Source organism: Rouxiella badensis (genome assembly GCF_002093665.1).
GTDB classification, from domain to species: Bacteria; Pseudomonadota; Gammaproteobacteria; order Enterobacterales; family Enterobacteriaceae; genus Rouxiella; species Rouxiella badensis.
Genome location: NZ_MRWE01000011.1, coordinates 38865 through 54702 on the forward strand (window position 1 = coordinate 38865; position 15838 = coordinate 54702).

The following is a 15838-nucleotide window of genomic DNA, read 5'->3' on the forward strand; positions in this document are numbered from 1 at the left end:
GAATAATAAATATTAAGTCGATAGTCAAATGCGGTATTTGCTTAACTGGATTTTCGATATAGCAGAGGAATAATAAAAAACGCTTACTCTGCTATGCACTTTTTAAAGGCAAGTGATCTATTTCTCATTTAATTTTTTTAATGATTGTTAACACATAAAAATGCTTTGAAAAACGTGCTCTATAGCACAGTAAAAAGACAATTCTTTAAGAAGTTTGCACCAAAAAACGCGCATGCACTATTTTGGTGCAACCTGTTATGCAAAATATGCATAAAATCAGGGGGTTACAAACCTGATTTTGAATCATTTTGTTACACATCATTTCGATAATTTAACCAATAGCGCCGAACTTTTTCATTTTAACTTTTCGTGCTTAGTGCTAATGTTCGATTCGATTTACAGATAGCAGCAATTATAAATATTAAGAAACTCGCAGCCTGATATTTAAAATTTGGCACGGGGAAACCTATATATAAAATTCTAGGAACTTAAATAATGATGAAGCGCAGTGTTTTGGCCGTAGCGGTCTCTTTAATTGTTGTAACCACTGGTGCAAATGCCGTAGAGATTTATAACAAAGATGGCAACCAGTTGGATCTGTATGGCCGCGTTAACGGTAAACATTATTTCAGTGACAGCACCAGCAATAATGGCGATGGTTCTTATATGCGTTTTGGCTTTAAAGGCCAGACCAAAATTAGCGATACTCTGACCGGCTACGGCCAGTGGGAATATCAAAACAGCCTGAGCAACTCCGAAGGTTCAGACGCGCTGAACGGTAACAAAACCCGTCTTGGCTTCGCCGGTCTGAAATTCGCCAAGTTTGGCTCATTGGATTACGGCCGTAACTACGGCGTAGTGTATGACGCAATTGGCTACACCGACATGCTGCCAGAATACGGCGGCGACTCCGGTTACACCGACAACTTCATGGTGGGCCGTTCTACCGGTCTCGCAACCTACCGTAACAGAAACTTCTTCGGCTTGGTTGATGGTCTGAATCTGGCATTACAGTACCAGGGCAAAAACGAAGCGACCAGCGTATCAAGCACCTCACGTCCTACCAGCCGCTCTAACGGCGACGGTGCTGGCGCGTCTCTGACCTATGAAGACATCGGCGGCACCGGTATCGGTGTCGCATTGGCCGGTTCTCGTTCTGACCGTACGACTGCTCAGTCTGAAGCAAAAATCGGCGGCGGCGACACGGCTTCAGCCTGGTCTGCGGCGGTTAAATATGACGCTAACCAGTTCTACCTGGCGACCATGGTTGAAGAAACTCACAAGCAAACCAACATCACCGCAAACGGTGTAGCCGGTTTTGCCAACAAGACGCAGATCTTTGAAGCCGTTGCACAGTACCAGTTCCTGAACGGCTTCCGTCCTTCACTCGCTTACGTGTCTAACAAAGCGAAAGACGTCGAAGGCGTGGGCGATGCGTACCTGTACAAATACGTTTCTGTTGGTGCTTACTACTACTTCAACAAAAACATGTACACCTACGTTGACTACAAAATCAACAACCTGAGCGATAGCGACAGCAGCAAACTGGGCGGCAACAAGAAAGACGTGACAACCGTCAGCCTGACCTACCGTTTCTAAGCTTCAGAAACGACGCGTTATCACCCCCGTATTACCCTTATCTGTGTCTGAAAAGGTAATCTCAAAGGCAGGGCCGTCTGGCTCTGCCTTTTTTTATGCTGAAAAAAACCTTCCCATTCAACTATCTGCTGTTTTTCTCTCCCCATAACCTCAGGTTATACCCTCTGACTAAACAAGTATTCGCCGTGGGGCGGCGCGCGTGAAATAGTCGTGATGTCAGGCAATCGAGGTTGCCCAATCCTACAACTATTGACGAGAGAAACTCATGCAACAAATCCCTATGCCGTATCTGCTGTTCTTAGGTGACGTGATGGACCCGCTGGCGGCGAAAACGGCGCGCGGCATTCACGTCTGGCGTCCCGAGTCCTGCGTGGGCCAGATTCGTCTGGCGACCGATTCCGTGTCACTGGGACTCGAGGAGCTGGACATCGCGACCGCTAAAGCGCGCGGCGCGAAAACGATGGTGCTGGGCACCGCCAACGCCGGCGGTAAGCTGCCAGGCCACTGGATTGATTCGATTAAAACGGCCATCCGCGCCGGCATGAACGTCGCCAACGGTCTGCATCAGGGGTTGAACGATATTCCTGAACTGGTTGAACTTGCCGCCGAACACAACGTGCAACTGTTTGACGTGCGCCACATGCGCCCTGAACTGGACGTCGGCAGCGGCAAGAAGCGCAGCGGTAAGCGCATTCTGACCGTGGGAACCGACTGCTCCGTCGGCAAAATGTATACCTCATTGGCGCTCGAATCGGCGATGCGCGAGATTGGCATGAAGGCCGATTTTCGTGCGACCGGACAGACCGGGGTGCTGGTCGCCGGTGCGGGCATTGCCATCGACGCGGTGATTGCCGACTTCATTTCTGGTGCGGTGGAGTCACTTTCCCCGGCCAACGACGACGACCACTGGGACATCATCGAAGGGCAGGGATCGCTTTATCATCCGTCGTTCGCCGGGGTCAGCATGGGCCTTATCCACGGGGCGCAGGCGCATCTTCTGGTGATGTGCCACGAGCTTGGCCGCAAACACATGCGCCACCTGCCGCATCAGTTTATGCCAACCCTAAAACAGTGTGTTGATACCAACCTCGCCGCCGCCAGCCTAACCAATCCAGACGTTCAACTGGCCGGTTTCTCGCTCAATACCTCCGGCGTAGATGAAGCCGAAGCCAAAGCCGCGCTTGCCGAAATCAGCCGTGAATTTGGTGTGCCTGCCACTGACCCGGTGCGTTTCGGCATCAGTGAGCTGGCACAGTCAATCAAGGACCGTGGCTTATGATTAGCATGGAATTCAGGACGCTGGAGCTGCCTTTGGCGCGACCTTTTGCCATCTCTCGCGGTGTGCGCACGGCGGTGACCGTAGTGCGCGTTACCCTGACCGAGGGCAGCCTTGTCGCGATGGGCGAGTGTACGCCGACCGCCCATTATCAGGAGTCGGCGGAAAGCGTCTGCGAACAGCTCGCCGTCATAAAGCCACAGGTTGAAGCCGGTTTAACGCGTGAAGCGCTGCAACAGGCGCTGCCGGTAGGCTCTGCGCGTAATGCGCTCGACTGTGCAATGTGGCGTCTCGATGCTGCAAAACAGGGCAAGACGGTCTGGCAACTGCTTGATATGCAAGCCCCTCAAAGCGTTGTCACCGCCGAAACACTGAGTCTCGATACGCTCGACAATATGGCAAAAGCGGCTGCAAACGCCGTGTCACGTGGGGCGAAACTGCTGAAAATCAAACTCGATCGTGAGCAGATAATCGAGAAAGTTGCCGCCATTCGTCACGCTGCACCGCACACCACGCTGGTGATCGACGCGAACGAGGCCTGGCTGGGTCTCGATCTCGAAAGTCTGTTCCATGCGCTGCACGAATTTAATATCGCGATGATTGAACAGCCCTTACCTGCCGGAAAAGATAAAGACTTGGTGCGTTGTTTGCATCCCATTCCTATCTGCGCTGATGAAAGCTGCCATCAGCGCTCGGATATCGCCGGGCTGCGTGACCGTTACGAGATGATTAACATCAAGCTCGACAAGTGCGGCGGCCTGACCGAAGCGCTAGCGATGGCCGCTGAGGCCAAGGCGCTTGGCCTGCGCCTGATGGTGGGCTGCATGCTCGGCTCTTCGCTGGCGATGGAGGCCGCGCTGCCGGTGGCCGTGCAGGCCGAGCGCGTGGACCTCGATGGTCCTATCTGGCTGGCTCAGGACTCTCAACCGGCGCTGCGCTACGAGCACGGTGAAGTCTGGCTTTAAACGTCTTGAAATGAACAGAGGAGCACGCTTTTGATGACTGAAATGCCCGTGAGTGAGGCGCCTGCCGTCGAGCCAACCGACCTGTCAGTGTCGGAAAGTCCCATCAGGCCCATTCTTCAGGTTAAGGATTTATCGGTCAGTTTTAGCGGCCGACAGGGGAAGACTCAGGCACTCAAAGGCGTCTCTTTTTCTATTAATAAAGGTGAAGTGGTTGCGGTGGTGGGGGAGAGCGGTTCGGGTAAATCGGTAACCTCGTTGGGCATCATGGGGCTGCTGGCCGATTCGGCAACCATCGATGCTGGAAGCATTGATTTTACTACCCGTAGCGGCGCGAAACATTCACTGGTCAAGATGGGGACGGAGGCACGGCGTAGGTTACGCGGTCAGGAAATGTCGATGATTTTCCAGGAGCCTATGACCTCGCTCAATCCGGTGCTGCGCGTGGGTGATCAGCTCACCGAAGGCCTGATTGACCACGGCATCAGTAATAAAAACGATGCGTTGAACAAGGCGCGACAGTTGCTCAAACAGGTGCGTATCCCCGACGTTGAGCGCATTTTGAGCTGTTATCCCCACGAACTTTCCGGCGGTATGCGTCAGCGCGTGATGATTGCGCAGGCGCTGGCCTGCGACCCCGCACTGTTGATTGCCGACGAACCCACCACCGCGCTCGACGTCACCGTGCAGGCGCGCATTCTGCAAATCTTGCGTGATTTGCAGCGCGGTTCAGACATGGCGGTGCTGTTTATTACTCATGACATGGGCGTGGTCGCCGAAATTGCCGACCGCGTGGTGGTGATGTACCACGGTGAGGTCGTGGAGGAGGGCCGCGTCGAGCAGATTTTTGCCCACGCACGACACCCTTATACCCGTGCGCTGCTGGCCGCGGTGCCTAAACTGGGCGATATGCGTGGGCTACAGTGGCCACGGCGTTTTCCGTTGATTAAAAAAGACGAATCGGCGCTGGCTGATGTGGCCGGCCTCGATGCACTCGATGAGCAGACGACCGCCGATTACAGCGTACCGCCCCTGCTCGATGTCCGTGGCCTTCGGGTCAGCTACCCCATTCGTTCCGGCATTCTCTCGCGTATTACACAAGAAGTGCACGCCGTTGAACAGATAGATTTCTCCATCTGGCCCGGCGAAACGCTGGCGCTGGTGGGCGAGAGCGGCTGCGGAAAATCCACCACCGGGCGCGCGATTCTGCGACTGGTGGGCAGCCAATCGGAAAGCATTCATCTCGAAGGGAAGGAAATTACCCTGATGCGCGACAAGCCTTTTCAGGCGGTGCGGCGGCAGATTCAGATGGTGTTTCAGGACCCCTACGCCTCGTTGAATCCGCGCCTGACGGTCGGTTTTTCGATAGCTGAACCGCTGCTGCTGCACGGGCTGGCGCGCTCGCTCGCCGAGGCCACGCCGACGGTCAATAAACTGCTGAAAAGCGTGGGCCTCGAGCCGTCAGTTGCCCGCCGTTATCCGCATGAATTTTCCGGCGGACAGCGTCAGCGTATCGCGATAGCGCGGGCGATGGCGTTACAGCCGCAGGTGATTATCGCCGACGAGGCCGTCTCGGCGCTGGACGTCTCAATTCAGGCGCAGGTGGTGAATCTGATGATGGATCTCCAGCGCGATACCGGCGTTGCCTGGTTGTTTATCTCTCATGACATGGCGGTGGTCGAACGCATCGCTAACCGCGTGGCGGTGATGTATCTCGGACAGATAGTCGAAATCGGCCCGCGCGACGCCATTTTTAGCCATCCGCAGCATCCTTACACTCAACGTTTGCTTAACTCGGTGCCGATTGCCGATCCCACGCAGCGAACCTCGCGCAGTTTTGACGATACCGAAGTGAAATCACCGGTTCACCCGGTCGGATTACAGATAGAGAAAGTGAAGTATCGGGAAGTTTCACCACACCACTGGGTTGCTCTAGATGTCCCTCGTCCTTGACGCTGCCGCTGCGATGGGCTCGTTCGCTCACGGCCTTGCTGTAGAGCTCATGACAAGGGCATTTGTTTATTTTTAATTGTTTTTACATTCCGGGACACACAGGAGAAGTTCATGCATTCGATGTTAAATCGCAAGACATTACTGGCCGCCAGTCTCACGCTCTGTTTCGCTACCTCGGCGTTTGCCAAGGACCTCAGTATCTCGATGTATGCCGACGTGACGGGCTTTGACCCGCACGATACCACCGACACGCTGAGCTATTCGGTGCAGACCGGTATCTTCCAGCGTCTGTTTGAATTTGACCAGAGCATGAAAGTCATCCCGGTGCTGGCGACCGACTACACCAGCAACGATTCGGCGACCGAGTTCACCATTAATCTGCGTCAGGGCGTCACTTTCCAGGACGGTACGCCGTTTAATGCCGATGCGGTCAAGGTTAACCTCGATCGTCTGGCCAATCCTGCGAATCACCTTAAGCGTAATTCCTTGTTCAGCATGATTAAAAATGTTGAGGTGACCGGCCCTTATCAAGTCAAAATCTTCCTCAACAAACCTTTCGGTGCGATGATCAACACACTGGCACATCCTTCTGCGGTGATGCACAGCCCGGCGTCGCTGAAGGCTTATCCGAACGAGGCCGACCTCAGCGTGCATCCGGTTGGCACCGGGCCGTTTAAGTTCGTTGAATGGCAGCAGGGCAAAGACGTCAAGCTGGTGAAGTATGACAACTACTGGCAGAAAGGCTGGCCGAAGGTGGACTCGGTGACCTTCTACCCAACGCCGGAAGACTCGACGCAGGTCGCGAAGCTGAAGTCTGGCGCGGTGCAGGCGGTGTATCCGCTGCCGTCAGACTTGGTCGATACCGTGAAGAGTGACCCTAAGCTCGATATTCAGCGTGACCCCGGTATCTACCTTTATTACATTGCGTTTAACACCCAGCTCAAGGAGTTTAAGGACCCTCGCGTCCGTCAGGCGATTAACTACGCCATTGATCGCAACCTTTGGCTGAAGGTCGGTTTTGCCGGTCTGGGTGAACCTTCGACCTCTCCGCTGCCAACGCACGTACAGTTCTACCACAAACAGACCTCACCGGATTACAGCTATAACCTCGCTAAGGCAAAAGAGCTGCTGAAGGAAGCCGGTTATCCAAACGGCTTCGACGTTGAAATGTGGAGTTCGAATAAAACCGACCGTATTCGTACCGGCCAGTTCCTCAAGCAGCAGCTGGGGCTGATTGGCGTGCGCGTTAAGCAGGTCCCGATGGACGCAGGCAGCATCACGCAAAAACTCTGGAGCACGCCGAATCCGGCGGACGCCAAGGTGCAGATGTACTACGGCGCCTGGTCCACCTCGACGGGTGACGCCGACTGGGCGCTACGTCCGCTGTTTGCGACCGAATCCTTTATTCCAAAAGGCTACAACGTCTCCTACTACAGCAACAAGGCCGTGGATGCCGACATCAGCGCTGCGCTGCAAACCGCCGACATGGACAAGCGTAAAGCCGCCTATGACGACGCGCAGAAACTGCTGTGGGCCGACGCACCGGTTGCCTATTTAGGCTCTCCTGACAACCTGGTCGGTAAGACCAAAGATCTCTCCGGCGTATTTATGCTGGCAGACGGTACGCTGCTGTTTAATCAGGCGCAGTTCAAATAATCGATGCAGTTTAATTACGGGCGAAATGTTTCGCCCGTAATGCGTTTTTAGCGACAGATTGGTGGTCATTGGTTATTGAGGAACAGGATTTATGCTGACATATTTTATCCGACGAATACTGGAAATGATCCCGGTTCTGCTGGTGGTGTCATTATTGATATTTGGTTTTATCAAGCTGCTGCCGGGTGACCCAGCGCGTATTTATGCCGGTCAGGACGCAACGCTGGCGGCGGTCGAGTCAGCGCGGCAACTGCTTGGTTTAAACGATCCTCTTCCGGCGCAGTATTGGCACTGGATAAGCGGTGTGTTTCACGGCGATTTGGGAACCACCTATCGTACGCGCCAGCCGGTATTGAGCGTGATTGAGGCCGGGTTTATGCCAACGCTTTATCTGGCCATGGCCGGCTTTGCCTGGTCGGTGGTGCTTGGCCTGATTATCGGCGTTTGGGCCGCGCTCAAGCGGGGGAAATGGCAGGACTGGACGCTGATGAGTTTCGCCATCGGCGGAATTTCGATGCCCCCTTTCTGGCTTGGCCTGCTGTTAATCCAGTTTGTTGCGATGCCGTTTGGCATCTTTTCAGTCAGTGGCTTCAACAAGCCAAGTGACATTATTTTACCCGCTATCACGCTGGGTTCATCGGTGGCGGCGGTGATGGCGCGCTTTACCCGTTCGGCGTTTCTGGACGTGGCGCAGGAAGATTACGTACGCACCGCCAACGCCAAGGGCCTGCGGGCGCGGCTGGTGACCTGGAAGCACGTGATGCGTAATGCGCTTATTCCGGTGATAACCATGCTCGGGCTACAGTTCGGTTTTCTGCTCGGTGGCTCGATTATCGTCGAAGCCGTGTTCAGCTGGCCGGGTCTGGGCTGGCTGCTTATTCAGTCGATTCAAACACAGGACCAGCCGGTTATTCAGGCACTGGTGATGCTGTTTGTCTTCGAGTTTATTGTGATTAACACGCTGGTTGACCTGCTTTATGCGGTAGTGAACCCGGCGATTCGACTGAGTTAGGAGCAACGATGGTACAACCCGCCAATACCCTACCGCAGCTGGAACCGGCACCGGCGCCACACCGCACTGCCGATGATATCCGCTCGCCGTGGCTGGATTTTTTCCAGTCTTTCATTCGTCATCCCATGGCGATCGTCTCGTCTATTTTTATTCTTTTACTGCTGATGGTGGCGATTTTTGCCCCCTGGCTCGCGCCTTATGACCCACAGACGCCGGACTGGATGGCTCTCGGTGCCGGGCCTTCCGCTGCGCATTGGTTCGGCACGGACGATCTCGGTCGCGACGTGCTCAGCCGCATCATCTACGGCGCACGCATTTCACTTTACGTCGGTCTTTTGTCGGTGACGCTGGGGATGATCCTCGGAGTCTTCCTCGGCCTGCTCGCCGGTTATTACGGCAAATGGCTCGACATGCTGATTATGCGCGGCTCCGACGTCCTGTTTGCTTTTCCCGGCGTGATGCTGGCGATTGCCGTGGTTGCCATTCTTGGCCCCGGCCTGAATAACGTGATCATTGCCGTCGCGGTGTTCAGCGTGCCGGTTTTCGCCCGCATCGTGCGTGCCTCGACGTTGTCTATCAAGCAGAGTGCCTATGTAGAAGCGGTGCGCTGCGTCGGTGCGCCTGACCGCGTGGTGCTGCTGCGCCATATTCTGCCGGGTACGCTGTCGAACGTGATTGTTTATTTCACCCTGCGTATCGGCACCAGTATTCTAACGGCGGCCAGCCTGAGTTTTATCGGCCTTGGCCCAGAGCCGGACGTGCCGGAGTGGGGCAACATTCTGGCCATGAGCCGTAACATGATGATGGCAGGAAAGTGGAACGTGAGCGTATTTCCGGGGCTGGCCATTTTTCTGACCGTGTTGGCGTTTAACCTGTTGGGTGACGCATTGCGCGATACGCTTGACCCGAAACTCAAAAAATAAATCACCGTCTTTCCTGGCGCTACGGCGGCCATGACTAAGAGGGTGTTGACAGGGAGATAAGATGTTTGCGGATGATTTTAACCAGCAGGGCGTGGATGCCTTGCTGGCAAGATGGCGGGCGCAGCGGAAGATTTTTACCCCGCGTTTCCCTACGGGGGCTAACAACCGCATCAGCGACGTGGTCGGGGTGACCGTGGGTCATAGCACCCTGAGCGAAGGGGATATTCAGACGGGGGTTACTGCTATCGTTCCGCCGGGCGGCAATCTTTATACTCATCCGTTACCCTGCGGCGCGGCGGTGTTGAACGGCTTTGCCAAGCCGATGGGGCTGACGCAGGTGAGGGAACTCGGCGAGCTGCAAACGCCGATTTTACTGGGAAATACCTTCTCCGTGGGCACGTTGTTCAACGCGATGGTGCGCCAGAGCTGTGTCGACTTCCCGCAGATTGGCCGAGGCAGCGCGACCATTAATCCGCTGGTGCTCGAGTGCAACGATGCCTTTCTCAATGATATTCAGGCGATGGCGGTCGATGAACGGCACGTGCTCGAAGCCTTACGGTCCGCGAGGCCCGAGTTTGCGCGCGGCAGCGTAGGAGCAGGGCGAGGTATGAGCTGCTTCGGCCTTAAGGGCGGCGTGGGAACGGCCTCGCGATATCATCAATCCCTCGATGCCCATCTCGGCGTGCTGGTGCTGGCCAACTTTGGCGTCTTGTCCGAACTGACGCTTGACGGCGTGCGCATCGGCAGTGAAATCGAAAGCATATTGCCGGATCTTGCGCCGCAGGTCGATGCGGGTTCAATCATTATTATCATGGCCTGTGACCGTCCTCTCGACAGCCGTCAACTGACCCGCATCGCCCGCCGCGCGGGAGCGGGGATCGGGCGACTTGGGAGCTACTGGGGGCACGGCTCAGGTGATATCGCGGTGGCATTTTCTACCCGTCGTGAATGCACCTTACTGCAAGACGATGACCTCGAACCGCTGCTGGCGATGGCCGCTGACGCCACCGAGCAAGCGGTGCTCGACGCCATGCTGGCCGCAGACACGGTGGTTGGATTCCAGCAGCACGCTCGGCTCGGTTTAACCGCCGTTTTAGACTATCTTGTGACACGTAAGGGATGATGAGATAACCCATGAAAGTATTTATATCGGCCGATATTGAAGGTATAGCGGGCGTCATGCGCCCTGATCAGTGCAGCCCGGGCAACGTGGAATATGAAACTGCCCGTGGCCTGATGGAGCAAGAGGTCAACGCGGCCATTGCCGGTGCGTTCGAGGGAGGTGCTGTCGACGTGGTTGTCGCCGACAGCCACGCAATGATGCAGAACCTGCGCGCCGCGAATATCGACCCACGGGCGCGAATGGTTCAGGGTAAACCCCGTGGACTCTCAATGCTCGAGGGACTCCAGCAGCAGGGCTTCGACGGCATGATGTTTGTGGGTTTTCACAGTGCCGCCGGTGAGATGGGCGTGCTGGCGCATACCATCAACGGCCGGGCGTTTTATCGTATCAGGATTAATGGCAGTATCATGGGCGAGACCGACCTCTACGCGGCCGTGGGGGCTGAGCTTAACGTTCCACTGTGGCTGGTAACCGGTGACGACCAGCTTGAGCAGTGGGTAAACCGGCTCTATCCCGAGACTGACTACGTTTGCGTAAAACGCGCAATTTCAGCCAACGCCGCCGAGTCACTAAGCCCCGAGTTCGCCCGCAACAAAATTCATCAACAGGCGGCAGACAGCGTCCGCGCGGCGTCAAAGCGCATCGAAAGACGTTTTTGCGCGCCGTATCATCTCGAACTCATGGTCGCCAAACCCGTACTCGCAGACCTGTTTTGCCTGGTCCCTGGCGTAACGCGTCTCGACGCCATCACCGTCGGCTACACCAGTAAAACCGTTGCCGCCATCATCAGCCTGCTTGCCGCATTTTCATACCTCGCGTCGACGCAGAAGTGAGGTGAGATATTGGGCTCTAAATGACTGGAGCCCATCACGCAAAAGGACTTTCCTACTTATAAGCTGACGCTGTTTGTGTCAAAGGCTCACTGAATAAGTATATGTCATCTAAGGAGTTAATTGGATGACGTGTTTCAATTTTATTAGAATCAAAAATGCCTATGTACATTTGGCTACGGTTTAAATGAAGCCTGCAAACCGGTTTTCTATTATTATCATCAATAAGAATACCGAAATAACTCTTGGTATCACGGTAAGTCACTCTTTCTGCTGCAATTACCGTTCGAATTATTGATTTTACAATATGATAGCCTTCGATCTCTTCTGGTGTCGTGACCACGCCATTTTCTTCTTTATGAACACTCTCTTTATCTTCTGCTGTTTCAACAGAGGCTTCTTCTTTTGGGGTTACCTGAACATTGGCACTAATTGCCGATTTAAGCCTTTCATTGACTTGGTCATTTAGCCATTGCGTGAGAGATTTTTTCGTAAGCGTTAAAAAAAGCTCTCGGACTTTTTGTGTTAAAATTCCGTCATATACTCGCGAGGCTATGAGTCTGACGAACTCATCTTCAGGGTTTTGAAATTGAGAAGATATGATTTTCTTTATCTGACTGACATATTTTAATTCGCCAGCTGCATTAACAATTGACTCGACGTCAAATGCACCTTTCGTCAACTTTAACAGTTCAGGGACAACGTTATGATCAATATCGAGCAGGTCCAGCTCTAAGAAGGGTTTTTCATCCATTTTATTTGGAGCATCAAGGTCTGTAAAAATTTATAGACTTGACCATTAGTGAGAATGGAAATTCTTGCGCTTGTAACATGAAAATACCTAAATAACTGTGAGGCATGATTAACATTCAGCAGCTCACCAATTTTCTTGCACTCTATAAGTATTTGTATTTCATTGCTTTTTATTATTGCGTAGTCAATTTTTTCTCCCTTCTTAGTTCCAACGTCACAGATGAATTCAGGGATAACTTCGAGAGGGTCAAACACATCATAACCCAATATTTGATTTATAAATGGCATCACAAAAGCGCTTTTGGTGGCCTCCTCAGTCTGGATAAGAGAGGCCTGCTGTTTTACTTTGTCTGAGAGTGAGTTTAACTTTTCTAAAATTTCCATCGTTCACCATTATTTTCAGGTTATCTTCGGGGAATATGCTGGTTATGATTAGAATTAAACTTTAGGGCGAATGACTTTTAATTTTTTTTAAAAAAATGTTTTACTACGGCTTAGTCAGTATAGAACGCTAGGCTAAACATCTTAAAAAATATCCATGAAATGTTTTTATTTGTCAATCCAATCCAGAGGAGGCTTGTCTTTTTTTGACCTTACTCAACCTATTTCGTCCATTTATAGAGGACGAACTCAAGTTATAGAGAGGTTATTACAGGTCGGCTTAGCTTTAAGGTTTAAATTTAACATCTAAAAGATAACCTTACTTTTTTTCCTATTGTGACGTTTTTGTAGTTTATAGACGGGCACTCTTAATAAAAGATTTTATCCAACTAGTAAAACACTTAATGTTTATCTGTTCTGCATTTGCTAAGTCTAGCCCGCATCAATCAGGCCTTCTAATAGCTCAGGGCTCTTATGGCTTATTTTTCTCTCCTCAACGGGTAAGTTAGATGATTACTTGACGAAACGATGGCTTAAGAATCATGCAAGTTCATATTGATGAAGAGCGGCCAGTGCTTAATTTATTCGATGCAAACACCTTCTCTGTGCTCATACATTCTTATCCTAGACTTGCGGTGAGGGCCCTTGAACATCTCCATATAGGCAAACAGATAAAATCTCAGGTTCAGCCAGGTTTCACCCGGGGGGGGTATTTTTGTTATAAGGCTTGATAAAGTCGGCAAAAGCCAGTGTATTGGTGACATTTAGCCTTAAAGGAAAAAGCCAGCATGCGTTTGCGTCATATTGAAGTGTTTCAGGCGGTTTTGCAGGCCGGTAGCGTGAGCGGTGCGGCGCGGTTGCTCAACGTGTCGCAGCCCAACGTCAGTCGTGTGCTGAACCACGCCGAACAGCAGCTAGGCTTCAATCTTTTTGACCGCACGCCGCAGGGACTGGTTATCACACCGGAAGGACGTCGTCTGATGCCTGAGGTTGAGGCGCTGTTTAGCCACATTCAGGCGATTGGTTTTCTGGCGGAGCAACTCCGGCAGGGAGAAGGGCAGCACGTTAGAATTGGCTCAGCGCACGCGCTGGGGCATAGCGTAATGGCGCCGGTGCTGGTGGACTTTCACCGCAAGACGCCCGCTGGCAGCGTCGAACTGGTGACCGGACACTTCAATACCCTCTGTCAGGACCTACTACAGTATAAAATGGATTTTGCTCTGGCGTTTGGCGAGCAGGTCTCCGCCGAGCTGGTATCCGAGACGCTGTATGCCGCGAATATGGTCGCACTGCTGCCGCTGGACTTTTCGGTTGAGGGGCCGGTTACGCTCGAGTGGCTCAGCGAAAATAATTTGTTAATGCTACAACAGCAGGACCCGCTGGGGCAGGTGCTCAATCGCGTGCTCCGTGAGCAGGGGCTTACCCCGCAGGCCTCGCTACACATCAAAACCTATTCCGTTATTGCCGACATGGTACTGGCCGGAGGGGGCGTCGGCGTTGTCGACACCTTCACCGCCCAGCGCTATCTCCATCAGCTCAAGATTGTGCCGGTAGTGGATTCATTGCCGTTCGAGGTTATCCTTCTGAGCCGCCGTGATCAGCCGCAGTCGCAGGTTGGGCTGGCATTGCAGCAGTTGATCCGCCACAAGCTGTGGGAGCTCTCCGATAAGCCGCTAGGTTGATGAGCCAGCCACAATAACTGTCTGTTTCAACAGTATAAAAACCACATAGATTGCAACATTTTGGGGCATTTTTTGCCGATAAATGCGGGTCGCCAAAGGCGTCTGGACTTGAATTTCTGCCCTCGTCCGGTAAGCTAACCCCTTAATGACAAAATGTGTGGACTATGACGAACGTCACAGCAAAAATTTTCCATTTTGATAAGCGTTTGCTTTGCCTCTCGGCGTTAGCCGTCGGCATTGGGCTTAACTGTGCCTTGATGTCGTTCAGTGCCCAGGCATTTATTACTGATTCCGCCTTAACGCTTAATCCTGACGTTGATTATGCGGCTCCTGCATCGGACAGTCATTCTCCCTTCAACAGCGCAGCATCCGATTCAAACCCCAATGCCTTGCCCGATTTGGGCAGTTCGGTGAAGAATGGCCAGAGTTCGCAGACGCAGGTCTTCGAAACCAAAGTTGCGACCACCCTTAAAGAGTTTGGTGAGACCACCAGCACCAGCGACGATCCGCTGCGCGAGGGGGCCGAGACCCTAGCCCTACAGCAGGCCGCGCGTCTGGTGAAGCAAGAGACTTCGAGCCTACTTTCTCCTCTCGGCACCACGACAATGAATATCGACGTCAGCGGCGGTAATCTCAGCGGCAGCTCGGCGGCTTTGTTAAGTCCGCTTTACTCCAGCAAGTCGTTACTCACCTACAGTCAGGTAGGAATTCAGCACGTGAGCGGGGCGGACATCGGCAACTTCGGGCTGGGGCAGCGTTGGTCGCGCGGCGCGTGGATGTTGGGCTATAACGCGTTTATCGACGATGATTTTGTCAGCGACCTCAAGCGTGGCAGCGTGGGCGCAGAGGCCTGGACAGATTACCTGCACTTCTCGGCCAACTATTATCAGCCGATTTCCGGGTACAGCCCCGAGTCGGAGAACGCGACTACCCTGCGCCGTATGGCTGCCGGTTACGATATTCGTACCCGCGCCTATTTGCCTTTCTATCGCCAGATTGGCGCTACGCTGACCTACCAGCAGTATCGCGGTGACCACGTTGACCTGTTTGGCGATGGTACCTATCAAAGCAACCCGTCGGCGCTTTCGTTGGGGGTTAACTATACGCCTGTGCCGTTGTTTACCCTGAGCGCTGAACGTCAGGAAGGGCAGAGCGGCGATAACCAAAATCTGCTGCAACTCTCGTTGACTTACAAGCTGGGCGTGCCGCTGAGTCAGCAGCTTTCCCCTGACTACGTGTCCGACAGCCATTCGCTGCGCGGCAGCCGTTTTGATACAGTCGACAGAAACAATATTCCGGTGCTGGAGTTCCGCCAACGCAAAACGCTGTCGGTATTTTTGGCCACGCCTCCGTGGACCTTGCAGCCCGGCGAGAGCCTGCCGCTGAAGCTTGAGATCCACGCGGCAAACAAAATACAGGCGCTAAGCTGGCAGGGCGATACGCAGGCGTTGAGCCTGACCTCGGCCAAGACCAACAGTGACCCCGATGGCTGGACGGTGATCGTGCCGAAGTGGGACGACAGTCCGAATGCGAATAACACCTATCATCTGTCCGTGACCGCCGTTGACAGCAAACAGCAGCACGTGACGTCAAACTGGATAACCTTGACCGTGGCACCGCCGCCGCTTAGCGCTTATCCGCAGGAACCGGCCCTGAGTTTCAGCAACGACAATAACGGCGACGACTGA

11 protein-coding genes and 1 pseudogene are annotated in these 15838 nt (G+C 53.4%); 11 read left to right on the forward strand and 1 reads right to left on the reverse strand.

The window, feature by feature from the left end:
• Positions 1–495: 495 nt before the first annotated feature.
• The 9 genes from BS640_RS08410 to BS640_RS08450 all read left to right on the forward strand — a co-directional run bounded on the left by BS640_RS08410 (position 496) and on the right by BS640_RS08450 (position 11337).
• Positions 496–1599, forward strand: coding sequence for a porin OmpC (locus tag BS640_RS08410; RefSeq protein WP_017490326.1), 1104 nt, complete (start codon positions 496–498; stop codon positions 1597–1599).
• Positions 1600–1864: 265 nt separating this feature from the next.
• Positions 1865–2878 (forward strand): N-acetyltransferase DgcN, encoded by a 1014-nt coding sequence (dgcN, locus tag BS640_RS08415; protein WP_017490327.1) that lies wholly within the window; start codon positions 1865–1867, stop codon positions 2876–2878.
• A complete protein-coding gene (gene dgcA, locus BS640_RS08420) occupies positions 2875–3840 on the forward strand; it encodes an N-acetyl-D-Glu racemase DgcA (protein ID WP_017490328.1) in 966 nt (321 codons plus the stop codon). Before dgcN ends, dgcA begins: the two co-directional genes overlap by 4 nt.
• 33 nt (positions 3841–3873) lie before the next feature.
• Positions 3874–5790 carry an ABC transporter ATP-binding protein gene (locus tag BS640_RS08425; protein ID WP_017490329.1) on the forward strand — a complete coding sequence of 639 codons (1917 nt, stop codon included), beginning with the start codon at positions 3874–3876 and terminating at the stop codon, positions 5788–5790.
• Between the two features lie 111 nt (positions 5791–5901).
• Positions 5902–7446: a glutathione ABC transporter substrate-binding protein gene (locus BS640_RS08430; protein ID WP_017490330.1), complete on the forward strand. Its 1545-nt coding sequence runs from the start codon at positions 5902–5904 to the stop codon at positions 7444–7446.
• A 91-nt stretch (positions 7447–7537) separates the two neighbouring features.
• Positions 7538–8458, forward strand: coding sequence for an ABC transporter permease (locus tag BS640_RS08435; RefSeq protein ID WP_017490331.1), 921 nt, complete (start codon positions 7538–7540; stop codon positions 8456–8458).
• An 8-nt stretch (positions 8459–8466) separates the two neighbouring features.
• On the forward strand, positions 8467–9381 hold the full coding sequence (locus tag BS640_RS08440; protein ID WP_017490332.1) for an ABC transporter permease subunit: 915 nt from the start codon (positions 8467–8469) through the stop codon (positions 9379–9381).
• 61 nt (positions 9382–9442) lie between these two features.
• Positions 9443–10504: a DmpA family aminopeptidase gene (locus BS640_RS08445; protein WP_084912367.1), complete on the forward strand. Its 1062-nt coding sequence runs from the start codon at positions 9443–9445 to the stop codon at positions 10502–10504.
• An 11-nt stretch (positions 10505–10515) separates the two neighbouring features.
• Complete coding sequence (locus tag BS640_RS08450; protein ID WP_084912368.1) at positions 10516–11337, forward strand: M55 family metallopeptidase; 822 nt, start codon at positions 10516–10518, stop codon at positions 11335–11337.
• A gap of 52 nt (positions 11338–11389) precedes the next feature.
• On the opposite strand, the pseudogene BS640_RS08455 reads toward BS640_RS08450, so the two are convergent.
• A pseudogene (locus BS640_RS08455) lies at positions 11390–12471 on the reverse strand (type I restriction enzyme HsdR N-terminal domain-containing protein).
• A 785-nt stretch (positions 12472–13256) separates the two neighbouring features.
• On the opposite strand from BS640_RS08455, the gene BS640_RS08460 reads away from it, so the two are divergent.
• Both BS640_RS08460 and BS640_RS08465 read left to right on the forward strand, forming a co-directional pair.
• On the forward strand, positions 13257–14150 hold the full coding sequence (locus BS640_RS08460; protein WP_017490335.1) for a LysR family transcriptional regulator: 894 nt from the start codon (positions 13257–13259) through the stop codon (positions 14148–14150).
• A gap of 164 nt (positions 14151–14314) precedes the next feature.
• The gene (locus BS640_RS08465) at positions 14315–15838 is read left to right on the forward strand and encodes a YchO/YchP family invasin (RefSeq protein WP_017490336.1); all 1524 of its coding nucleotides are present in this window, start codon (positions 14315–14317) and stop codon (positions 15836–15838) included.